This window comes from Mesorhizobium sp. AA23 (genome assembly GCF_001672435.1).
Classification (GTDB): Bacteria; Pseudomonadota; Alphaproteobacteria; order Rhizobiales; family Rhizobiaceae; genus Mesorhizobium.
Genome location: NZ_LYTP01000001.1, coordinates 148,580 through 169,401 on the forward strand (window position 1 = coordinate 148,580; position 20,822 = coordinate 169,401).

The following is a 20,822-nucleotide window of genomic DNA, read 5'->3' on the forward strand; positions in this document are numbered from 1 at the left end:
ACACGATCCCCGGTGCAATCCATGATTGGACTTGATGCCGGACGACAGGACCAACTTCGAGAACAGACCTTCTCCCGACGCGCTGCTCGAGCACGCGGAGCGGGAGGGCCGCGGCCGTCTGCGCATCTTCCTTGGCGCGGCGCCCGGCGTCGGCAAGACCTACGAGATGCTGTTGGCAGGCCGCGCCCGGCGCGCCGACGGCATCGACGTCGCGATCGGCGTCGTTGAAACGCATGGCCGCAAGGAAACCCAGGCGCTGGTCGAAGGCTATGAGGTGATCCCGCGCCGCGAGGTGGAATACAGGGGCCGGGTCCTTGACGAGATGGACATCGACGCCATCCTGAAACGGCGGCCGGAGCTGGTTCTGATCGACGAGCTCGCGCACACCAACGGGCCCGGCAGCCGTCATCCCAAGCGCTATCTCGATGTTCAGGAAATCCTGTCGCAGGGCATCGACGTCTACACCACGCTCAACATCCAGCATGTCGAAAGCCTGAATGACGTCGTGGCGCAGATCACCCGCGTCAGGGTGCGTGAAACCGTTCCGGATTCCATCATCGACGAGGCCGACGACATCGAGGTCATCGACCTCACCCCCGACGACCTGATCAAGCGGCTGCATGAAGGCAAGGTCTATTTCCCGCAAACCGCTCAGCGCGCGATCGAGAACTATTTTTCGCCTGGCAATCTGACGGCGCTTCGCGAGTTGGCGCTGCGACGCACCGCGCAGCGCGTCGATGAACAGCTCCTCAGCCATATGCAGTCCCACGCCATTCCGGGACCGTGGGCGGCCGGCGAGCGGGTCCTTGTCTGCGTCGACTCGCGTCCGGACGGGAGCGCTCGTATCCGCTACGCGCGCCGGCTCGCCGATCGCCTGCGGGCGCCATGGACGGCGCTGCATGTCGACACGCCTCGCCTGGCCGGCATGTCCGAAGAGGACAAGGACCGGCTGGCAACAAATCTGCGCCTTGCCGAACAGCTCGGCGCCGAGGTCGTGACCATCCCGGGCCAGAACGTCGCCCAGGATATCGTGCGCCATGCGACGGCGAACAACTTCACCCATATCGTCATCGGCAGGCCGACCCGCTCGCGCTGGCGGGAACTGATCGAGGGCTCGCTCACCTATGACCTGATCCGCAATGCCGGCGACATCAGCGTCCATGTCATTTCGGGCAAGGAGCGCGATGCCGACATGCCGTCGGCACGGGTGAAGGCCGCGTCCGAGCAGAAGCCCTTCCAGATCTGGCCCTATCTGTTCTCGACGGCCTATGTCGCCGGCGCGGTGGCCGTCAGCTCGATTCTCGATCAGTTCCTCGATGTCCGCAATCTGGCCAGCGTCCTGCTGCTGGCGGTGCTGACTTCTGCGGTGACGTTCGGACTCTGGCCGGCGCTCTACGCTTGTTTCCTGAGCGCGCTTGCCTTCAACTATTTCTTTCTCGAGCCGCGCTATACGTTCACGATCAGGGATCCGGAGAGCATCGTTGCCTTCGTGGTCTTTCTCGTTGTCGCAGTCATCGCCAGCAATCTGACGGCGCGCGTCCAGCGCCAGGCGGTCGCTGCCCGCTCACGCGCGCGAGCCACGCAGGACATCTACTCGTTCTCGAAGAAGCTCGCTGGCGCCGGCACGCTTGACGACGTGCTGTGGGCCACCGCCTTCCAGATCGCCTCGATGCTGAAAGTGCGCGTGGTGCTGCTTCTGCCCGAGAATGGAACGATCACCGTCAAGGCCGGCTATCCGCCGGACGATACACTCGCCGAGGCCGACATCGCGGCGGCCCGCTGGGCCTGGGAACATGATCGCCCCGCCGGCCGCGGCGCCGATACGCTGCCCGGCGCCAAGCGCCTCTATCTGCCCTTGCGAACAGGCCGGACAGCGGTCGGCGTCGTCGGCCTCGACAACGACAAGCAGGGCCCGTTGCTGACGCCCGAGCAGCAGCGCCTTCTCGACGCGCTTGCCGATCAGGCGGCAGTCGCCATCGAACGCATCCAACTTGTCGCCGATGTCGACCGCGCCAGGCTGGCAGCGGAAGCGGACCGGCTGCGCACCGCGCTGCTTACCTCGATCTCGCATGACCTGAAGACGCCGCTGGCCGCCATCATGGGTGCCGCCGGCACGCTGCGGGAATACGCGGCCGCCCTTCCCGAAGAGGACCGCGCGGAACTCCTGTCGACGGTGGTCGACGAATCGGAGCGGCTCAACCGCTTCATCGCCAATCTGCTCGACATGACCAAGATCGAGTCCGGCGCCATGGAGCCGAACTACGCCCTCCATTATGTCGGCGATATCGTCGGCTCGGCGCTCGATCGCGCTCGCAAGATCACCGGCGAGCACCGCATCGACACCGACATTCCGCCGGACTTGCCGATGCTGCGCCTCGACCCGGTGCTGTTCGAGCAGGCGCTGTTCAACCTCCTCGACAATGCCGCCAAATATTCCGCGCCCGGCTCGACCATCCGCCTCCAAGGCTGGGTCGACAACGGCTCCGTCATCCTGCAGGTCATGGACGAGGGACCAGGCATCCCGCCGAACGACCTCGAACGGATCTTCGACACCTTCTACCGGGTGAGCAAGCGCGACCAGGTCCGCGCCGGCACGGGTCTCGGCCTGTCGATCAGTCGCGGTTTCGTCGAGGCCATGGGCGGCAGGATCTCGGCGACGAACCGTACCGACCGGCCCGGCGCGATCTTCACCATCCGCATGCCGGTGCCGCAGGAAATTCCGGACCTTGCCGTGGCCAAAACGGATGACGCCGCATGACCGGTCAGAACGTCAGCATCCTGGTCGTCGACGACGAACCGCCGATCCGCAGGCTGCTTCGGGTCGGCCTCGGCAGCCAGGGCTATGCCGTATCGGAGGCACCGAACGCCAAGGCAGCGATCGAGCTCATGCAGGCGCAGCGGCCCGACCTGATCCTGCTCGATCTCGGCCTCCCGGGGATGACGGGCCTCGAACTGCTCGGCAAATGGCGTGACGACGGCCTCGACATTCCGGTCGTCATCCTATCGAGCCGCACCGACGAGGCCGGCATCGTCCAGGCGCTCGAGATGGGCGCCGACGACTATGTGACGAAACCCTTCGGCATGAACGAGCTCGTCGCCCGCGTCCGCGTGGCGCTGCGCCACAAGTTCCAGCAGCAGGGCGAGAAGCCGGTGTTCCAGGCCGGAGACCTTTCGGTCGACCTGGTGAAGCGCATCGTCAAGGTAGAGGGTAAGGAAGTAAAACTGTCGCCGAAGGAATACGATATCCTGCGCATGCTCGTGCAGTATGCCGGCAAGGTTCTGACCCATCAGTTCCTGCTGAAGCAGATCTGGAACGAGTCGACGGACGTGCAATATCTCAGGGTCTATGTCCGCCAATTGAGGCAGAAGATCGAGAAGACACCGGACCAGCCGCGCTACATCATCACCGAGACCGGCGTCGGCTACCGTTTGCGCGAGGTCGATTGAAGGAACCGGCGGGCATCATCCAACCGATCGAGGCTGTGCCGAGATCGGTCGCTTGAACCATGGTAGATCCGCACAAACATCCTATATTACGGCAAGGTTTCTGTTTTTCGTGCGGGAAGGAAGCGATGTCGCATCCTCGGCTATCGGCGGCTTTGATTGCCGCGGCTTTGTCGACTGCCGCCCTTTTGGGCGCGGCTTCATATGCCTCCGCGCAGGTCGTCATCCCCACAGACCGCAACGCCCTGATCCAACATAACGAGCTTCAGGCGCTCCGGAACCAGCTGCAGCGACGACAGTTCCAGCAACAGCAGCAGCTTTACCGCGAGCAGGACCGGCAGATCGTTCCGAAGGCTCGCCCTGAAGTGCCGATCGTCAAGCAGAATTGCCAGTCTCAGGTGATCGGCACCACGATTTCGCGCGTCTGCCGCTGACATTTTTCTTTTTTGGGTTTACTTAGCCGACTTACTGTCGGCGGCGTCCGCCTTGCATGGGCGGCGGTTTTGGGATTTGCAGGAGCGAGATTTTTGCCGTGCGGATAGCGTACGGCAGGAATGCCGCTTTGATCGGATTTGGGGATGGCAGCAGCCAAGAAGAAAGCAGTACGCAGGGCAAAGAAGGGAGAGCGGATCCGCCAGGTGGCGGCCATCCCCTTTCGCCTACGCGGCGACGGCCAGCTTGAAGTCTTGCTGGTCACCTCGCGCACGACCAAACGTTTCATTGTGCCCAAGGGCTGGCCGATGAAGGGCAAGAGCGGGCGCAAGGCGGCCGCGATCGAGGCCCAGGAAGAGGCGGGCGTGCTGGGCAAGGCGCTGAAGCAGCCTGCCGGCGGCTACTCCTATTGGAAGCGCATGGCCAGCCGTTTCGTCCGTGTCGACGTGGTCGTCTACCTGCTCGAGGTCAGCGAGGAGATGGCCGACTGGCGGGAGGCCGTGAACCGTCAGCGGGCTTGGCTGCCGGCGGCCGATGCGGCCCTGCTGATCGACGAGCCCGAGCTTTCCACGCTGCTGAGGGATTTGACGGCCTTGGCGACCGATCCGGCGTAAGACGATGGCCTGGCGCAATTCCACGAAAGCGTGACACGGCTGTCCGTCAGGAATTCCGTCACAACAAAATGGATGGAATGGTTCGCCGTTTTCCGTGGAACGGTGAAACGCTCTAATCAGAGTCGCCAGGAAACGGCCGTGCCGGGGTGCCGCTATAAGCCCACAGCCATTCTTTGGGCAGAGGTCCCTTGTTGCGGTCGCTCTCCTGTGATTGCTCCCAGGCATGCGCCAGTATGCCTACCGAGCGCGACAGCACGAAGAGGCCGCGCGTCAGTGGCGGCGGGAAGCCAAGCTCGCCATAGATGACGGCCGTGGCGCCATCGATGTTGAGCGGGATCGTCTTGCCCTTGCGTGTCGCCACCTCCGCCTCGATCGCCTCGGCAATGTCGGCAAAGCGCCCGCTGACGACGCCGCGACCGGCGAAGTCGCGCGTCAGTTCGATGAGGCGTGGCGCCCGCGGATCGATCGGGTGGAAGCGATGCCCGAGGCCGGGCACGTAGCCCTTTTCCTCGGCGAAGAACCGGTCGAGCCGCGCACTCACCGCTTCGGCGAGGCTCGCGCCACCATCCATTGCGGCGGCGATGTTGCCATAGAAGGAAAGCGCCTGCTCGCCGGCCCCGCCATGCACGTCCCCCAGCACATTGATGGCGGAGGCCATGGCGTTGTTGATGCCGACGCCGCAGGTCGCCGCCATGCGCGCGATCGCGATCGACGGCGCCTGCGGGCCGTGGTCGACGGCGGCCCCGAGCGCGATGCCGAGCAGCGCCGCCTGATCGTCGCCCGGCAATTCGCCGCGCAGCATAAGCCAGATCATCGCCGGAAAGCTGACCCGGCCGATCAGATCCTGGATCTGGTAGCCGCGCAGCCGGATCACGCCGGGCTGCATCTCGATGATGCCGGTCCGCCACCACTCCTCGCCGCGGTCGCGGCCGGTCTTTTTGTCCGCGCTCATGCCCGCGCCCTCCCCTTGCCGCGCGCCGGCAAGCTGGCGAACACGTCGTCCATATGCGCGCCAAGACGTGGCGGAGGGCCGGCTGGCACGGGAGCCGCACCGTCGACCATAAAGCCGCCGCGCACCACCGTGAGCGGGTTGTCCATTCCCGGTATCTCCTGGAAGCGCGTCGTCATGCGGCGCTCGATGACCTGGCGTTCCTGCAGCACTTGCGGGATCGTCAGCACCCGCCCGGCCGGCACGCCGGCGCGGTTGAGCTTTTCTTCCCAGACCGCCGCAGGAGCGCCGGCAAGCGCGTCCTCGATGAGCGGCTTCAGCGCTGCCCGGTTCCCTTTGCGCGTCTCGCGTTCGGCGAAGCGCGGATCCGAAGCCAAGTCTGGGCGGCCGATCAAGCCGCAAAGGATCACGAACTGCTCCTGCTTGTTGGCGGCGATGTTGAGCAGGCCCTCGCCGGTGCGGAACGCGCCGGAGGGCGCGGCCGTCATGTTCTCGTTGCCCATGGCTTGAGGCTGGACGCCCGCCGTCAGATAGTTCGACACCGGCCATCCCAAGGCCGACAGCGTGCATTCGAGCATCGACACGTCGAGGAAGGCGCCTTCGCCGCTGGTCTTCTGCCGCACCAGCGCCGCAGCGATGGCGAAGGCCCCGACCAGTCCGCCCAGCGTGTCGGCGACCGGATAGCCGACGCGCAGGGGCGCCGTTTCCGGCGTGCCGGTGATGCTCATGATCCCGGACAGCCCCTGGATGATCTGATCATAGGCTGGGTTGCCACGCATCGGGCCGGTCTGGCCGAAACCCGATATCGCGCAATAGACGAGGCTTGGCCTAACCTCCTTCAGCTTCTCGTGGCCGAGGCCGAGCCGATCCATCACGCCCGGCCGGAAATTCTCGACCAATGCGTCCGCCGTTGCGACCAGGTCGAGGAAGCGCTCGCGGTCGGCCTCCTGCTTCAGGTCGAGCACCACCGATCGTTTGCCGGCGTTCTGCGCCAGGAAGGATGCACCCATGCCGGCTTTGTTGAGCTCCGGCGAGGCGCCAAGCTGGCGCGCGAGATCGCCGCCCGGCGGCGCCTCGACCTTGATGACGTCGGCGCCGAGCAGCGCCAGCTGGTAGGCGCAGTAAGGACCTGCCAGCACATTGGTGAGGTCGAGGACGCGTATGCCTGAAAGCAGGTCTGTCATGATGCTCCAGATCGGTCAGGCATCGCCCGGCACATGCTCTGGTCCGCGCGTGCGCCGGCGTTCGATCCAGGCCCAGATATGCGGGCCGACCAGACCGATGAAGGCGAGCGTTAAAAGCGTCAGCGAGAGCGGGTGCCGGTAGAACACCGTCCAGTCGCCATTGGCGATCGTCATCGCCCGGCGGAACTGCGTCTCGGCGAGCGGCCCGAGGATCATGCCGATGATGACCGGCGCCGTCGGAAAATCGAAGCGGCGCATCAGGAAGCCCGCCGCGCCCAGCAGATAGAGGATGATGAGATCGATCGGCGACTGCGAGATGCCGTAGGTGCCGACGGTGGCGAACACCAGAATGCCGGCATAGAGTTGCGGCGCCGGGATCTTGAGCAATCGTACCCACAGGCCGATCAGCGGCAGGTTGAGGATGACGAGGATGACGTTGGCGATGAAGAGACTGGCGATGAGGCCCCAGACGAGATTGGCCTGCGTCGTCAACAGCAGCGGTCCGGGATTGATGCCGTAGCTCTGGAAGGCCGACAGCATGATCGCCGCCGTTGCCGAGGTCGGGAGGCCAAGCGTCAGCATCGGCACCAGCACGCCGGCAGCCGACGCGTTGTTGGCAGCCTCCGGCCCGGCGACGCCTTCGATGGCGCCGACCGTGCCGAACTCCTCCTTGTGCTTGGAAAGCTTCTTTTCGATGGCATAGGACAGGAAGGTCGGGATCTCGGCCCCGCCGGCGGGCAGGGCGCCGATCGGGAAGCCGATTGCCGCGCCCCTGAGCCACGGCTTCCACGAGCGCGCCCATTCGGAAGCAGTCATGTAGAGCGAGCCCCTCAGCGGCACGATCTCGTCCTTCCCGGCATAGCGGCGCGAGGCCACGTAGAGAGTCTCGCCGACCGCAAAGAGGCCGACCGCGACGATGATGACGTCGACGCCGTCGAGCAACTCGCCCATGCCGAAGGTGAAGCGCGGCTGCCCGGTCTGCAGGTCGACGCCGATCATGCCGATGACGAAGCCGACGAACAGGCTGGTAAGCCCACGCACAGAGGACGAGCCGAGCACCGCCGAAACGGTGATGAAGGCGAGCACCATCAGCGAGAAATATTCCGCCGGCCCGAAAGCCAGCGCCAGCTTGACCACGATCGGCGCCAGGAAGGCGACGCCCAGCGTGCCGAGGGTCCCGGCGACGAACGAGCCGATCGCGGAAGTCGCGAGCGCCGCGCCGCCGCGGCCCGAACGCGCCATCCGGTTGCCCTCGAGCGCGGTGACGATGGTGGCGCTTTCGCCCGGTGTATTGAGCAGGATCGACGTCGTCGAGCCGCCATACATGGCGCCGTAATAGATGCCGGCAAACAGGATGAAGGAAGCTTCCGGCGCCACCTGGTAGGTGATCGGCAAAAGCAGCGCGATGGTCAGCGCCGGCCCGAGGCCGGGCAGCACGCCGATCGCGGTTCCGAGCGTCGTGCCGAGCAGGCACCACAAGAGATTGGTCGGCGTGAAGGCGACCGCAAATCCGTGCGCGAGATAACCGAGCGTGTCCATCGTCCTCAGCCCCTTCCCATGCCGACGAGGGCGCTGATCAACGCGTTGAGCTGGTTCTCGATCAGGCCGGCCCCGATGTTGACGCCGAGCGCTCTGGCGAATCCGAAATAGGCAGCCAGCGCCAAGATCAGGCCGAGCAGCGCATCGCGCAGCGGATGCCGGCTGCCGAAGCCGAAGCAGACCAGCACGAACATGATCACCGAGGCGGCTGTGAAGCCGAGCGGCTGGATCAGCACGAGATTGGCAACGAGCCCCGCGACCACGAAACCCATCGCCTTCCAATCGGTCGGCGTCTCCTTTTCCTCGTCCGGCTGCCAGCCGCCACGCAGGGCGGCAACGATGAGCAGCAGCGACAGGATCACCATGCCGGCCATGGTCATGTAGGGGAAGACCTTCGGGCCGACCTTGGAATAGAGCGGCGAAACCGGGATCGCCAGGGTCTGCCAGGCAACGGCCCCGGCGCAGGCAAGAAGCCCGACGCCGATCAGCAATTCGGGTATGGCAAGGCGCGGCGGTGACGCCTGCTGGTCGCTGGTGCTCATGATCTCCTTCCCGGAAGCCGGCCTTACACTGCCGGCTTCGCCGCAGTTTCATTGAACCGTCGCATGTCCGCTGTCTCGAAGAAGGCGATGCAGCCTCCTTCGAGATCAGGCAGGAGGCGATCAGGCGAGGCCGAGATCCTTGAGGATCGCGCCGATGCGTGTCGTGTCCTCGGCGACGAACTTGGCATAATCGTCGCCGGTCAGCAGAATCGGCGTCCAGTTGCGGTTCTTGCACTCGGTCGCCCAGGCCTCGCTCTTCGCCATGGTCTCGACCATCTTGATCATCGCCGCCTTGTCTTCGTCGGAAACGCCGGGGGGTGCAAAGACGCCGCGCCAGTTGAACAATTCGACGTCGATGCCGGCCTCTTTCAATGTCGGCGCGTCGATTCCTTCCTGGCGCTTGTCCGACGAGATCGCCAGCAGCCGGAGCGCGCCCGCCTTGACCTGCTCGGAGAATTCGCCGTAGCCGGAAATGCCGGCCGCGACCTGGTTGCCGAGCAGCGCCGACAGCGCCTCGCCGCCGCCGGCGAACGGCACATAGGACAGGTTGGCGGCAGGCACGCCGGCCGTCTTGGCGATCAGGCCGAAAAGGATGTGGTCGGAACCGCCGGCCGAACCGCCGGCCACCGGAACCTTCGTCGGATCCGCCTTCAGCGCCGCGACGAAATCATTGGCCGTCTTGAACGGCGAGGCTGCCGGCACCACCAGCGCCTCGAACTCGCCGGTGAGGCGCGCGATCGGCGTCACTTCGGTGAGATTGTTGGCGGCCTTGTTGGCGATGATGGCGCCAACCATGACCATGCCGGCAACCATCAGCGCGTTGCCCTTGCCCTTCCACTGGTTGACGAATTGCGGCAGGCCGACCGTGCCGCCGGCGCCGCCGACATTGGTGATCTGCGAGCCGGAGATCAGCTTTTCGGAGCGCAGCACCTGATCGATCGTGCGCGCGGTCTGGTCCCAGCCGCCGCCGGGGGCCGCCGGCACGAAAATTTGGATTTGCGGGGCGTCCTGCGCAAAGGCGGGTCCGAAATGCAAAGCCGCGAAGCCGGCGGCGGTGGTCGACAAGAATCTGCGTCTGTTCAGCATGGGATTCCTCCAAATCACGACACCTCCTCCGGTGCCTGCCAAGACGTGGCCTGAATTAAGACCCGCATTCGAGTTCAAGCATTTGTTACCGCGTTCTGTCAACGGGAATGCCATTCTGCTGGACAGAACGCATAGGATCGGACTAAATCCGCATGTCCAGGGTCATTCCCGGATGGGCGACCACGATGAAATCGTCACCGCAATGACAGACCTCCCTCCAAGCCAGGCTCCGGCCGACGGCGTTGCCGCGCTCGACCGGGCAATCGCCATCCTCGACGCGTTCACCATTGCCGACCGGTCGCTCGGCCTCGCCGAAATCGCGGCCCGCACCGGTCTCTACAAGAGCACGATCCTCAGATTGGCCAACTCGCTGATGCGCGGGCAATTGCTGGAGCGCCTGGAGGACGGACGCTATCGCATCGGACCGGCGACCTTCAGGCTTGGCGCGCTTTACCAGCGCTCGCTCGTGGCGATGGATATCCTGTTGCCGATCATGCGCGATCTCTCCGAGCGGAGCTGGGAAAGCGTCGCCTTCTATGTCCGCTCGGGCGACGTGCGCACCTGTCTCTACCGAGTCGAGTCCAAGCACCCGATCCGTTACACGATACGGGAAGGTGACGTGCTGCCCTTGCTGGTTGGTTCCGGCGGCCGGGTGCTGGCCGCTTTCTCGGGAGAACAGGGCGAGCCTTACGAGACGATCCGGAAAACCTATAGTTACATTTCAATCGGTGACCGCGATCCGCAGACTGCCGGCATCTCCGCCCCTGTCTTCGGGCCGGGACGGACACTGCTCGGCGTGCTCACGCTCGCCGGTCCGAACACGCGGGTCGACGCGGCCTTCCTCACCCGCATGAAGCGGCCGCTGCTCGAAGCTGCCGCCCGCGCCACCCGCGCTTTTGGCGAAGATGCATCCATGCTGGATGCGGCAAGCCCCGACACGCCGCCGGAGTCCACAACGGATCCGGGTTTTGGCGAGCATCAAATTCGAGTTTCCGGCACGCAGCAGGCCAATGTCGCCGAGCTTCGGGCAGGTGGACGCTCAAGCGACGGTTAGCTCTTGCCAATCGCGTCCCTTGGCACCAATCTCGGCTCGAAGGGCCGCTCATCGGGTGGATGGCGGCGCGATAGGTTTTGCCATGACCCGCGATCAGATGCTCGCCCATCTCCGATCCGCCGACGCCGCGGCGCGCGAGGCGGCGGCGCACGGTCATCATCCATTCGGTGCGGTGCTGGTCGGCCCCGACGACGCCATCCTCATGCGCCAAGGCAATATCGACACCGTCCATCACGCCGAAACCGAACTTGCGCGACGCGCGGCGACTGCCTATTCGCCGGAGTTTCTCTGGACCTGCACGCTCGTCTCAACCGGCGAGCCCTGCGCGATGTGCACCGGAACGCTCTACTGGGCCAATATCGGCCGGCTGGTTTACGGCTTCGAGGAGACCCAGCTTCTGGCGCTCACCGGCGATCACGCGGAGAATCCGACGATGAGCCTTTCTTCGCGCGCCGTGCTCGACTCCGGGCAGAAAAAGATCGAGGTGTTTGGCCCCTTCCCCGAAGTCGCGGACGAGCTGCTCGCACCACACCGCGAGTTCTGGAAGCGCTGACGCGGAAGCGGATGTTGGGGACGGGTCCGCAAGGATAGGGTGACCCAGTCCGCCCTAAGCTTCCGCCCTCTAGGCTCTGCTTGACTCACACATATCTCACTGGTTATACGTCAATCAATAGCCATTGAGTTATCGATCCAGATGACGAACGCACACGATATGCTGTTCCGGACGCTTGCCGATCCGACAAGGCGCGCCATCTTCGAGCGTCTGTGCCGGCAAGGCGAGCAGACGGTCGGCGCGCTGACGGCTGAGGCCGGTGTCTCGCAGCCGGCGGTGTCGAAACATCTCGGCCTGCTCAAGCAAGCCGGACTGGTGCGCGACCGCCGCGAGGGTCGCCAGACCCATTACAGCCCACAGCTTGGCGCGCTGGCGCCGCTAATGGATTGGACTCGCGATATGGCCGGGTTCTGGGAGAGCCGGTTCGACGATCTCGAGGATCTGCTGCAGAGGATGGATCAATGAACGATATGCCGGCCGGAACGCGCTCCGTTGTCGTCGAGCGCGAGATTCCCTATCCGCCGGAAAAAATCTGGCGGGCACTGACCCAGCCGCATCTCATCGAGGAGTGGCTGATGAAGAACAACTTCAAGCCGGTCGTAGACCACCGTTTCGAACTGAGCGCGGACTGGGGCGGTGTCGAGTGCCAGGTCCAGACAGTCGAGCCAAACAAAACGCTTTCCTACACATGGGACACCAAGGATCTAGAGAGCGTCGTCACATGGACGCTCACCCGGACCGGCGCCGGCACTCGCCTGCGCATGGAGCAGACGGGCTTCCGGACTGACCAGGAGCCGTATTTCCGGGGCGCCACCGTTGGCTGGCCGAGGTTCTTTTCGGCCTTGGAGCAGGTGCTTTCGCGGATCGAGTGAGGGCGGCAATCTCATCCAGATGACGCAGCCTGGCGCGCTGGTAGGCCCAGCGTTCATTGGATCTTTCAGAGGAGGAAGCATTGGACTGGAGCAAGTGGATCAGGCAGTTGCATCGCTGGCTGTCGATCATCTTTACCGTGACCGTCATCGCCAACTTCGTCGCCATGGCCTTGGGCGAGCCGCCCGCCTGGGTGGTCTATTCGCCGTTCCTGCCGCTTTTCCTGCTGTTGTTCAGCGGCCTCTACATGTTCGTGCTGCCCCATGCCGCAAGGTGGCGCGGTGGGCCGGCGCGCGAGCGCGCCGGACCGGCCTGATGGCAAAAGCGAAATCGGCAAAGGTTGCAGCCAGGCCGTCGGGGGAAAAACCCGTCCTGCTTTCGGGCGGCAACCCGCAGATCGCCAAGGGGTATGGTGACGCTCCCGTGCAGGCCTATATCGCGGCGATGCCGGGTTGGAAGAGCGAGCTAGGCCGCCGGCTCGACCAACTCATCATGCAGGCCGTCCCCGACGCGCAGAAGGCCGTCAAATGGAACTCGCCGTTTTACGGCATGGACGGCGAAGGCTGGTTTCTCGGCATTCATTGTTTCACCAGATACGTCAAAGTGGCCTTCTTTCGCGGCATGTCGCTGACGCCGGTGCCGCCCGGCGAATCCAAGAGCAAGGACACGCGCTATTTTCACATCCATGAGGACGACCAGCTCGACGAAGCGCAATTCGTCTCCTGGGTGAAACAGGCAAGTCAATTGCCTGGCGAACGAATGTAAGCGCATTATCGGTCACTCACGGTCCGCCCGACGAGGCATCATGGCGATCCGTCTAGCGGGTGTTGAAGGAGGACACATATGGAGAAAATCGGCGTGCAGGAAAGCAAGTCTCCTTCCGAGCTGATCGATGGCCGTATCGCGGAATTGGGCGATTGGCGGGGCGAGATGCTCGGCCGGCTGCGCGCCCTGATTAAGGATGCCGATCCGGACGTCACCGAGGAATGGAAGTGGCGCGGCGTGCCGGTCTGGGAGGACGCCGGAATGATCTGCACCGGCGAGACCTACAAGGCCGTCGTCAAGCTGACCTTCGCCAAGGGCGCGGCGCTGCCGGATCCCTCACGTCTCTTCAACTCCAGCCTCGAAGGCAACACAAGGCGCGCCATCGATTTTCGCGAAGGCGAGGAGATCGACCAGGAAGCGTTCAAGGCTCTCGTGCGAGCAGCGGTGGCCCTGAACAGGTCCAAGGCCAAACGCTGATCCCAGAAGCGCGTCAGCACCGGAGGCGGACGAACCCGGCATTGCCCTCTAGGCTGTTGCCTCTCCGGCCCACCGCTCCAGCAGGATCGTCGGCTTGTCGTGATAGGTGGTCCGCAGGATTTCGCGATAGCCGTTCTTATCTGCGACCTTGAGCGAGGCGCCATTTTCGGGATCGATGATGCAGACGGTTCTGGCTCGCCCGAACGCCTCGTCACCCCAGGCGACGATGCGCCCGACGACTTCGCTTGCAAGCCCCTGGCCATGCGCACCCGAAGCTAAAGCCCAGCCGGCTTCCGGCACGCCTTCGATCGAGGGCTCGATCTCGCGCTTCAGATCATGGAAGCCGGCCTCGCCGAGGAAGCGGCCAGTCGCCTTGTCCTCGATCGCCCAGAACCCATAGCCAAGCAGCGACCACAGCCCGGCATGGCGCAGGAAACGCATCCAGCTTTCCTCGCGGGTGCGCGGCTTGCCGCCGATGAAGCGGGTGACCCCCGGGTCCGCCCACATCGCGACATAGGTCTCGAAATCGTCGAGCCGGTGCGGCCGCAGGACGGTCCGCGCCGTCTCGAGGATCGGCACCCCGGCTTCGCTTGCAACGCTCATCGCAGTCCTCTCCTTTGAGCGGCAGCGCTTAGCAAACCTGCACGTTCGAACAAGGGCCAGGATCGCCCGGGGCATCCTCCAGCGACGCAAGTAGATGAGCGCGGTCATTGACCGGCTGACATTTCGGCGTGTGGGATTCTCGACAGGCGATGCTAGTCTTGGGACGAAGCTGATTCAGCGATATCGCGGCGCCGTCTGAAAACGAGGAAAGATAATGGACACCACCGACCTTCTGCTGGCGATCGCCCATCATCTTCTGGTGTTCTCGCTGGCCGGCATCATTGGCGCCGAGTTCGTGCTGGTGCGCGGCGAGTTGGGGGCGACGACGCTCAAGCGCGTTGTCGGCATCGACCGCCACTACGGCATCATCGCCGCGCTGATCGTCATCATCGGCATCTGCCGGGTGTTCTTCGGCCTGAAAGGCTGGGAGTTCTACGTCTTCAACTGGGTGTTCTGGGCAAAGATGATGGCCTTCATCATCGTCGGCCTGCTGTCGATCATCCCGACCGTGCGCTTCATCTCCTGGAGCAGGCAGGCGAGCGGCAATCCATCCTTCTCGGTTCCGGCGGCGGAGCTCGCCTCGGTGAAGAACTATGTCCGCGCCGAGGGCTTCATCTTCCTGCTCATCCCGGTCTTTGCGGCGGCGATGGCGCGCGGCTACGGTTATTAGAATAGAACCGAGGAAGAGCAGGGATCGGGCAGCAACCGGCATCCGCCAACGTACCGTCGTCAGATGTCGACATCCCGCGATCCATCATCCGACCCAGATCTTTTCCATCCATCTTGCGGGTGATTTGTAGATAATCGCGGTTTGCCGTTTGAGTCCGATTGCAATCTGCTAGCCTGCACTAGTTGCTATTGCATCCACAGCCGTCGCCGAGAGGAATTTCGCGCGGTGGCTGGAGGTTCATACTCTGGGAGGAAGTCACAATGAGAAAATTTGTTGCCGCTCTGGCTGCCGCAGCGGCCGTCACGCTTTATCCGTTCGCCGCGGGCGGGCAGACCTATCCGGAACGCACCATCACCGTTGTGGTGCCGTTTGCGGCCGGCGGCCCGACCGACACGGTCACACGCCTCATCGCCGAAGCCATGTCGAAGGATCTCGGCCAGCAGGTCATCGTCGAAAATGTCGGCGGTGCCGGCGGCACGCTGGGCGCGGGGCGCGTCGCGAAGGCTGACCCGGACGGTTATACGCTGCTCCTCCACCACATCGGCATGGCGACCAGCGCGACGCTGTACAGAAAGCTCGCATACGACACGCTCAACGCCTTCGAATATGTCGGCCTCGTCACCGAGGTGCCAATGACCGTCGTCGGCCGCAAGGACCTTGAGCCGACCGATCTGAAGGGACTGGTCGAGTACGCCAAGGCCAACAAGGATACTGTCACCGTCGCCAATGCCGGGATCGGTGCGGCCTCGCATTTGTGCGGCATGCTGTTCATGAGCGCTATCGGTACGCCGCTGGTCACCGTGCCCTACAAGGGCACCGGCCCGGCCATGACCGATCTTCTTGGCGGCCAGGTCGACATGATGTGCGACCAGACGACCAACACCACCAAGCAGATCCAGGGCGGCACGATCAAGGCCTATGCCGTCACCTCGCCGGAACGCCTCGATGTGCTGCCGGACGTCCCAACGACGACGGAAGGCGGCCTTCCCGAGGTGCAGGTGAGCATCTGGCACGGCCTCTACGCACCAAAGGGTACGCCGGCCGAGATCACCGAACGCCTGTCGAAATCGCTGCAGGTCGCGCTGAAGGATCAGAACGTCGCCGCCCGCTTCGCCGAACTCGGCACCAAGCCGTCGCCCGAAGCCGACGCGACACCGGCGGCGCTGAAGGCCAAGCTTGAAAGCGAGATCGGGCGCTGGAAGCCGATCATCGAAGCCGCCGGCCAGTACGCCGACTGAGGTTTTGGACGGGGCAAGATCGGCGCCCCGTTTTTGCTTCGGCCCCGTTTTGCGTTGCAACGGCGCGCCCGGGGTGCGCACCTGAGAGGAACGTGATGAAGCCCTTCGCAATCGACACGACCAACGGCATATGCGCCGCGCTGTTCATCGCCTTCGGCGCATTTTTCGCGCTGCAGTCGCTCGGCCTCGAAATCGGCAGCGCCTTCCGCATGGGACCGGGCTATTTCCCGCTGGTCCTGGCGATAGTGCTGCTTCTGCTCGGCGTTATCATCCTCGTCCAGGCTGTGCGCTTCGAGAGCGAGGCGATCGGCCACATTGCGTGGCGCGGCATGCTGCTCATCCTCCCCGCTCCGATCTTCTTCGGCCTGACGGTGCGCGGTCTCGGCTTCATCCCGTCGATCTTCCTGACGGCGCTGATCGCATCCTTTGCCAGCGCCCGCATGAAACCGCTGACCGCGCTCGTGTTATCGGCCGGCCTGACGCTGTTTGCGTCGCTCGTCTTCAGCTACGCACTCGGCCTGCCGTTCCGACGCTTTGGCCCGTGGCTGCCATTGTGAGGAGACGACCATGGAGCTCCTCGCCAACTTGGTGCTCGGCTTTTCGACGGCGACATCGCTGACAAATCTCGGTTTCTGTCTGATCGGCGTCCTTCTCGGCACGCTGATCGGCGTCCTGCCCGGCATCGGCGCCACCGCAACCATCGCCATGCTCTTGCCGATTACGTTCCAGATAGGCGACCCGGTTTCCTCTCTCATCATGCTCGCCGGCATCTATTACGGCGCGCAATATGGCGGCTCCACCACCGCCATTCTCATCAATATGCCCGGCGAATCCTCGTCAGCCGTCACCGCAATCGACGGCTACCAGATGGCAAAGAACGGCCGCGCCGGGGCGGCACTCGCGATCGCGGCGATAGGCTCGTTCTTTGCCGGCACGGTGTCGACCTTCCTGGTCGCCATCTTTGCTCCGCCGCTGACGGCGATGGCGCTGGAATTCGGCGCGGCCGAGTACTTTTCGCTGATGGTCGTCGGCCTCGTCTCGTCCGTCGCGCTCGCCCACGGCTCGATAGTCAAGGCGCTAGCCATGGTTGTGCTCGGCCTGCTGCTCGGCATCGTCGGAACCGACATCTATACCGGCACGCCGCGCTTCACGCTCGGCATCACGCAATATGCCGACGGGCTGAATTTCGTCGCGGTAGCGGTCGGCGTCTTCGGCGTCGCCGAGATCCTGCGCAACCTCGAGAACGAGCATGAGCGCTCCGTGCTGATCCGAAGAGTCTCCGGCCTCATGCCCACCGGCGAAGATTTTCGGCGCATGGCCGCGCCCATCATGCGCGGAACGATCATTGGTTCGGCGCTCGGCATCCTGCCGGGAGGCGGCGCGATCCTTGCAGCCTTTGCCTCCTACACGGTCGAAAAGCGCGTATCGAAAAAACCGGGGGAATTCGGCAAGGGCGCCATCGAAGGCGTCGCCGGGCCGGAATCGGCCAACAATGCCGGCGCGCAGACCTCCTTCATCCCCATGCTGACGCTTGGCATTCCGGCCAATCCGGTAATGGCGCTGATGATCGGCGCGATGATCATCCAGGGCATCGTGCCCGGCCCCAATGTCGCGACCGAACAGCCGGAGCTGTTTTGGGGCATCATCGCCTCAATGTGGATCGGCAACCTGATGCTGATCATCCTCAACCTGCCGCTGATAGGGCTTTGGGTGAAGCTCCTTACGATCCCCTATTACGTGCTGTTTCCGATCATCATGGCGTTCTGCTCGATCGGCGTCTACAGCGTCAACACCAATGTTTACGACCTCTACGCCGTCGCCTTCTTTGGCTTGCTCGGCTACCTCCTGACCAAGCTGCGCTGCGAACCCGCGCCACTGCTGCTCGGCTTCGTGCTCGGCCCGTTGCTTGAGGAAAACTTGCGTCGCGCCATGATTCTGTCGCGCGGCGACCCGAGCACCTTCGTGACGAGACCGATCAGCGCCAGCCTGCTCTTCATCGCGCTCGCCGTGCTCGTCATCGTCTTCCTGCCCGCGGTCAAGAAGAAGCGTGAAGAGGTGTTTGTGGAGGAAAATTAAGTCATTGAATTTCGTTGCGATTTTCGAATTCGGCGTTTTGGCCGCAGGCGCCGTCGGCTGGCATCATCCGCTACACTCTGCCTAGCTGACACCAATCGCTCGGTCCTCAGTTTCGTCGAGCGGCGCGAGCTCGATCAGCGGCGCCGGCAGGTCGGTGGTCTTTTCCTTGGACTTGCAGATATCGGCGATGACACAGACCGGGCAGTCGGGCTTGCGCGCCTTGCAGACATAGCGGCCATGCAGGATCAGCCAGTGATGGGCGTGCCGCATGTATTCGGCGGGGATGACTTTTATCAGCCCCTGCTCAACCTGTTCCGGCGTTTTGCCGGGCGCCAATCCAATACGATTGCCGATGCGAAAGATATGCGTGTCCACCGCCATCGTGTGCTGGCCGAAGGCTACGTTGAGCACGACATTGGCGGTCTTGCGTCCCACGCCCGGCAGCTTGACCAGCTCGTCCCGATCTTCGGGCACGTTGCTGGCATAGTCGTCGATCAGTGCCTTCGAGAGCGCGACCACGTTCTTGGCCTTGTTGCGCCACAGGCCTATGGTGCGGATGTAGTCGCCGACCTTGGCCTCACCGAGCGCCAGCATCTTCTGCGGTGTATCGGCGACCGAAAACAGCGGCTTCGTTGCCTTGTTGACGCCGGCATCGGTCGCCTGCGCCGACAGCACCACCGCGATCAGCAGCGTGAAGGGATTGACATAGTCGAGCTCGCCCTTCGGCTCGGGCCGCTGCACGGAAAAACGCCGGAAGATCTCATGCACCTCGGCGGGCGTGTAGAGCGAGCGCAGCCCGCCCTTCCGGGACGGCGTCTTTGCTTTCGCACTGCCGCCTGAGGCGGAGGCTGACGGCTTTTTGACGAGGAAGGAGTTTTTGGACTTGGGCGGCGCCATTCCCTTCCTATAATATTTCCCTATGAGCGACACAAACGCCTCGTTCGAAGCCGACAAGCCATTCTTCCAGGCCCTGCTGACGCCGCATCGCTCCCTCGGTCGGACCGGCTTTCTGATATTGATGGGCGCGCTGATGTTCGGCTGGCGATCACCGGCGCGATCTTCCTGGCACATGGCGCATGGCCGGTCTTCGGCTTCTTGGGGCTGGACGTGGTCGCCGTCTACATCGCCTTTCGCGTCAATTACCGGGCGGCCCGCGCCCGTGAGGAAATATCGGTCTCGCGCACCAGGCTTGACATCCGCAAAACGGCGCCGTCGGGCCGCTTCGAGGATCATCGTTTCAACCCGTTCTGGGCCCGCTTTTCGATCGCCCGCCATGCCGAGATCGGCATCACCAACATGGCCGTCGAGGCGCAAGGCGAAAGCGTTTCGATCGGGTCTTTCCTGGATCCCGGTTCCCGCGAAAGCTTTGCTGCTGCCTTTTCGCGCGCACTGGCGACCGCCAGGGCGCGTTGAACTGGCACGGCGCTCCGGCGCCTCGCCGTAGAGCGTCATCAGCAAGGTCTGCCTTACCCCGGTCAAATCTATCTTTTCGCCGGCTGTCATCGCCCTTCGGCTCGAAGCCTGCTCGATCTGGGTAGGGGCCGGAGGAAGGCAAGTTTCGGGTGGTGGCATTGCGCGGGAAGACCGATATTCGCGGCCGAGCAGATAGCCATGGGAGATATTGCCATGAACGCCCAGATGACCATGAATACCCGGATGGAACCGTCAGCGATCCTGCAGAACGACATCACGCCCGTGGGCAGTGACTACGAAATCGTGCGCCGCGCCATCGAGAAGATCAGCCTCGACTATCGCGACCAGCCCTCGCTGGAGGTTCTGGCCGAGGCGGTCGGCGAGACGCCGACGGGCCTGCAGAAACTGTTCACGCGCTGGGCCGGCCTGTCGCCTAAGGCCTTTCTGCAGGCGGTGACGCTCGACCATGCGCGCAGGCTGCTTGATTCCGGCATGCCGCTGCTCGAAACCTCGTTCGAGCTCGGCATGTCGGGCCCCGGCCGGCTGCACGACCTCTTCGTCACGCACGAAGCGATGTCACCCGGCGACTACAAGACCCGTGGCGCCGGCCTGACCATCCGCTACGGCTATCATATCTCGCCCTTCGGCATTGCGTTGATCATGGTCACCGATCGCGGGCTGGCCGGCCTGGCCTTCTGCGACGCCGGCGGCGAGCGGGCTGCCTTCGCCGATATGTCCGGCCGCTGGCCGAACGCAGCTTACGTCGAGGACATGTCGGCCACCCAGCCCTATGCCGCGCGCGTCTTCGATCCGACAAGATGGCGCGCCGACCAGCCGCTGCGTGTGGTGATGATCGGGACCGATTTCCAGCTGCGCGTCTGGGAGGCGCTGCTGCGCATTCCGATGGGCAGGGCCTGCACCTATTCCTCGATCGCGGCAAGCATCGGCGCGCCGAGCGCCAGCCGGGCGGTCGGTGCGGCGGTGGGCGCCAATCCGATGTCCTTCGTGGTTCCTTGCCATCGTGCGCTCGGCAAGTCCGGCGCCCTCACCGGCTACCACTGGGGACTGACGCGCAAGCGCGCCATCCTCGGCTGGGAGTCGGGACAAATGGCGTCCTGAAACCTCGTTTTTTTCCGCGCGCCATTGCGAAAAACCGTGGATCTGAATATAGGTAAGTATAATCGAAACAATACATCCGAAATATCGGGAAATGCAACCGAGGCAACCTCAGGTTTCGCCGGTTGTATTTTTGAATTGTTTGCAGTCGTTATCTTGTTTAACGCTAAATTAACCGCGATAAACGGATGATACCT

General features: G+C 63.9%; 23 protein-coding genes and 1 pseudogene. 17 read left to right on the plus strand and 7 right to left on the minus strand.

Annotated elements, in window-relative coordinates; translation table 11 throughout:
• Nucleotides 1-34 precede the first annotated feature (34 nt).
• The 4 genes from A9K66_RS00645 to A9K66_RS00660 all read left to right on the plus strand — a co-directional run bounded on the left by A9K66_RS00645 (nucleotide 35) and on the right by A9K66_RS00660 (nucleotide 4,490).
• A complete protein-coding gene (locus tag A9K66_RS00645) occupies nucleotides 35-2,758 on the plus strand; it encodes a sensor histidine kinase KdpD (protein ID WP_067318832.1) in 2,724 nt (907 codons plus the stop codon).
• The gene (locus A9K66_RS00650) at nucleotides 2,755-3,447 is read left to right on the plus strand and encodes a response regulator transcription factor (protein WP_067318833.1); all 693 of its coding nucleotides are present in this window, start codon (nucleotides 2,755-2,757) and stop codon (nucleotides 3,445-3,447) included. The genes A9K66_RS00645 and A9K66_RS00650 overlap by 4 nt, the downstream gene beginning before the upstream one ends.
• A gap of 59 nt (nucleotides 3,448-3,506) precedes the next feature.
• Nucleotides 3,507-3,878, plus strand: coding sequence for a hypothetical protein (locus tag A9K66_RS00655; protein ID WP_245307343.1), 372 nt, complete (start codon nucleotides 3,507-3,509; stop codon nucleotides 3,876-3,878).
• A gap of 144 nt (nucleotides 3,879-4,022) precedes the next feature.
• Nucleotides 4,023-4,490, plus strand: coding sequence for an NUDIX hydrolase (locus A9K66_RS00660; protein WP_067318836.1), 468 nt, complete (start codon nucleotides 4,023-4,025; stop codon nucleotides 4,488-4,490).
• 112 nt (nucleotides 4,491-4,602) lie between these two features.
• On the opposite strand, the gene A9K66_RS00665 is transcribed toward A9K66_RS00660, so the two are convergent.
• The 5 genes from A9K66_RS00665 to A9K66_RS00685 all read right to left on the minus strand — a co-directional run bounded on the left by A9K66_RS00665 (nucleotide 4,603) and on the right by A9K66_RS00685 (nucleotide 9,790).
• Nucleotides 4,603-5,442, minus strand: a complete 840-nt coding sequence (locus A9K66_RS00665; protein WP_067318838.1) for a citryl-CoA lyase — start codon at nucleotides 5,440-5,442, stop codon at nucleotides 4,603-4,605.
• Nucleotides 5,439-6,623, minus strand: coding sequence for a CoA transferase (locus tag A9K66_RS00670; RefSeq protein ID WP_067318839.1), 1,185 nt, complete (start codon nucleotides 6,621-6,623; stop codon nucleotides 5,439-5,441). Before A9K66_RS00670 ends, A9K66_RS00665 begins: the two co-directional genes overlap by 4 nt.
• 15 nt (nucleotides 6,624-6,638) lie before the next feature.
• Nucleotides 6,639-8,162 carry a tripartite tricarboxylate transporter permease gene (locus tag A9K66_RS00675; RefSeq protein ID WP_067318840.1) on the minus strand — a complete coding sequence of 508 codons (1,524 nt, stop codon included), beginning with the start codon at nucleotides 8,160-8,162 and terminating at the stop codon, nucleotides 6,639-6,641.
• A 5-nt stretch (nucleotides 8,163-8,167) separates the two neighbouring features.
• Nucleotides 8,168-8,704, minus strand: coding sequence for a tripartite tricarboxylate transporter TctB family protein (locus tag A9K66_RS00680; protein ID WP_067318841.1), 537 nt, complete (start codon nucleotides 8,702-8,704; stop codon nucleotides 8,168-8,170).
• Between the two features lie 120 nt (nucleotides 8,705-8,824).
• Complete coding sequence (locus tag A9K66_RS00685; RefSeq protein WP_067318842.1) at nucleotides 8,825-9,790, minus strand: tripartite tricarboxylate transporter substrate-binding protein; 966 nt, start codon at nucleotides 9,788-9,790, stop codon at nucleotides 8,825-8,827.
• Here A9K66_RS00685 and A9K66_RS00690 point away from each other — a divergent pair.
• The 7 genes from A9K66_RS00690 to A9K66_RS00720 all read left to right on the plus strand — a co-directional run bounded on the left by A9K66_RS00690 (nucleotide 9,759) and on the right by A9K66_RS00720 (nucleotide 13,509).
• Nucleotides 9,759-10,844, plus strand: coding sequence for an IclR family transcriptional regulator (locus A9K66_RS00690; RefSeq protein ID WP_245307345.1), 1,086 nt, complete (start codon nucleotides 9,759-9,761; stop codon nucleotides 10,842-10,844). The genes A9K66_RS00685 and A9K66_RS00690 overlap by 32 nt on opposite strands.
• A gap of 82 nt (nucleotides 10,845-10,926) precedes the next feature.
• Nucleotides 10,927-11,397 (plus strand): nucleoside deaminase, encoded by a 471-nt coding sequence (locus A9K66_RS00695; RefSeq protein ID WP_067318844.1) that lies wholly within the window; start codon nucleotides 10,927-10,929, stop codon nucleotides 11,395-11,397.
• 141 nt (nucleotides 11,398-11,538) lie between these two features.
• On the plus strand, nucleotides 11,539-11,862 hold the full coding sequence (locus A9K66_RS00700; RefSeq protein WP_067318846.1) for a metalloregulator ArsR/SmtB family transcription factor: 324 nt from the start codon (nucleotides 11,539-11,541) through the stop codon (nucleotides 11,860-11,862).
• The gene (locus tag A9K66_RS00705) at nucleotides 11,859-12,269 is read left to right on the plus strand and encodes an SRPBCC domain-containing protein (RefSeq protein WP_067318848.1); all 411 of its coding nucleotides are present in this window, start codon (nucleotides 11,859-11,861) and stop codon (nucleotides 12,267-12,269) included. The genes A9K66_RS00700 and A9K66_RS00705 overlap by 4 nt, the downstream gene beginning before the upstream one ends.
• A gap of 80 nt (nucleotides 12,270-12,349) precedes the next feature.
• Entirely contained in the window at nucleotides 12,350-12,583 is a 234-nt protein-coding gene (locus A9K66_RS00710) for a hypothetical protein (RefSeq protein ID WP_067318849.1), read from the plus strand.
• Nucleotides 12,583-13,032: a DUF1801 domain-containing protein gene (locus A9K66_RS00715; RefSeq protein ID WP_067319615.1), complete on the plus strand. Its 450-nt coding sequence runs from the start codon at nucleotides 12,583-12,585 to the stop codon at nucleotides 13,030-13,032. The genes A9K66_RS00710 and A9K66_RS00715 overlap by 1 nt, the downstream gene beginning before the upstream one ends.
• A 78-nt stretch (nucleotides 13,033-13,110) precedes the next feature.
• Nucleotides 13,111-13,509, plus strand: coding sequence for a DUF1801 domain-containing protein (locus A9K66_RS00720; RefSeq protein ID WP_067318850.1), 399 nt, complete (start codon nucleotides 13,111-13,113; stop codon nucleotides 13,507-13,509).
• 48 nt (nucleotides 13,510-13,557) lie between these two features.
• Here A9K66_RS00720 and A9K66_RS00725 read toward each other — a convergent pair whose 3' ends face one another.
• A complete protein-coding gene (locus tag A9K66_RS00725; protein ID WP_067318852.1) occupies nucleotides 13,558-14,112 on the minus strand; it encodes a GNAT family N-acetyltransferase in 555 nt (184 codons plus the stop codon).
• A 214-nt stretch (nucleotides 14,113-14,326) separates the two neighbouring features.
• On the opposite strand from A9K66_RS00725, the gene A9K66_RS00730 reads away from it, so the two are divergent.
• The 4 genes from A9K66_RS00730 to A9K66_RS00745 all read left to right on the plus strand — a co-directional run bounded on the left by A9K66_RS00730 (nucleotide 14,327) and on the right by A9K66_RS00745 (nucleotide 18,096).
• Nucleotides 14,327-14,782, plus strand: coding sequence for a DUF2214 family protein (locus A9K66_RS00730; protein WP_067318854.1), 456 nt, complete (start codon nucleotides 14,327-14,329; stop codon nucleotides 14,780-14,782).
• A 260-nt stretch (nucleotides 14,783-15,042) separates the two neighbouring features.
• A complete protein-coding gene (locus A9K66_RS00735) occupies nucleotides 15,043-16,020 on the plus strand; it encodes a tripartite tricarboxylate transporter substrate-binding protein (RefSeq protein WP_067318856.1) in 978 nt (325 codons plus the stop codon).
• A gap of 95 nt (nucleotides 16,021-16,115) precedes the next feature.
• Nucleotides 16,116-16,577 (plus strand): tripartite tricarboxylate transporter TctB family protein, encoded by a 462-nt coding sequence (locus A9K66_RS00740; RefSeq protein WP_067318859.1) that lies wholly within the window; start codon nucleotides 16,116-16,118, stop codon nucleotides 16,575-16,577.
• A 10-nt stretch (nucleotides 16,578-16,587) separates the two neighbouring features.
• Complete coding sequence (locus A9K66_RS00745) at nucleotides 16,588-18,096, plus strand: tripartite tricarboxylate transporter permease (RefSeq protein WP_067318861.1); 1,509 nt, start codon at nucleotides 16,588-16,590, stop codon at nucleotides 18,094-18,096.
• An 81-nt stretch (nucleotides 18,097-18,177) separates the two neighbouring features.
• Here A9K66_RS00745 and nth read toward each other — a convergent pair whose 3' ends face one another.
• Nucleotides 18,178-18,993, minus strand: coding sequence for an endonuclease III (nth, locus tag A9K66_RS00750; RefSeq protein WP_067318863.1), 816 nt, complete (start codon nucleotides 18,991-18,993; stop codon nucleotides 18,178-18,180).
• 22 nt (nucleotides 18,994-19,015) lie between these two features.
• On the opposite strand from nth, the pseudogene A9K66_RS00755 reads away from it, so the two are divergent.
• Nucleotides 19,016-19,509: pseudogene (locus A9K66_RS00755) on the plus strand (DUF2244 domain-containing protein).
• Nucleotides 19,510-19,722: 213 nt separating this feature from the next.
• Nucleotides 19,723-20,628, plus strand: coding sequence for a methylated-DNA--[protein]-cysteine S-methyltransferase (locus A9K66_RS00760; RefSeq protein WP_067318865.1), 906 nt, complete (start codon nucleotides 19,723-19,725; stop codon nucleotides 20,626-20,628).
• The last annotated feature ends 194 nt before the right edge of the window (nucleotides 20,629-20,822 follow it).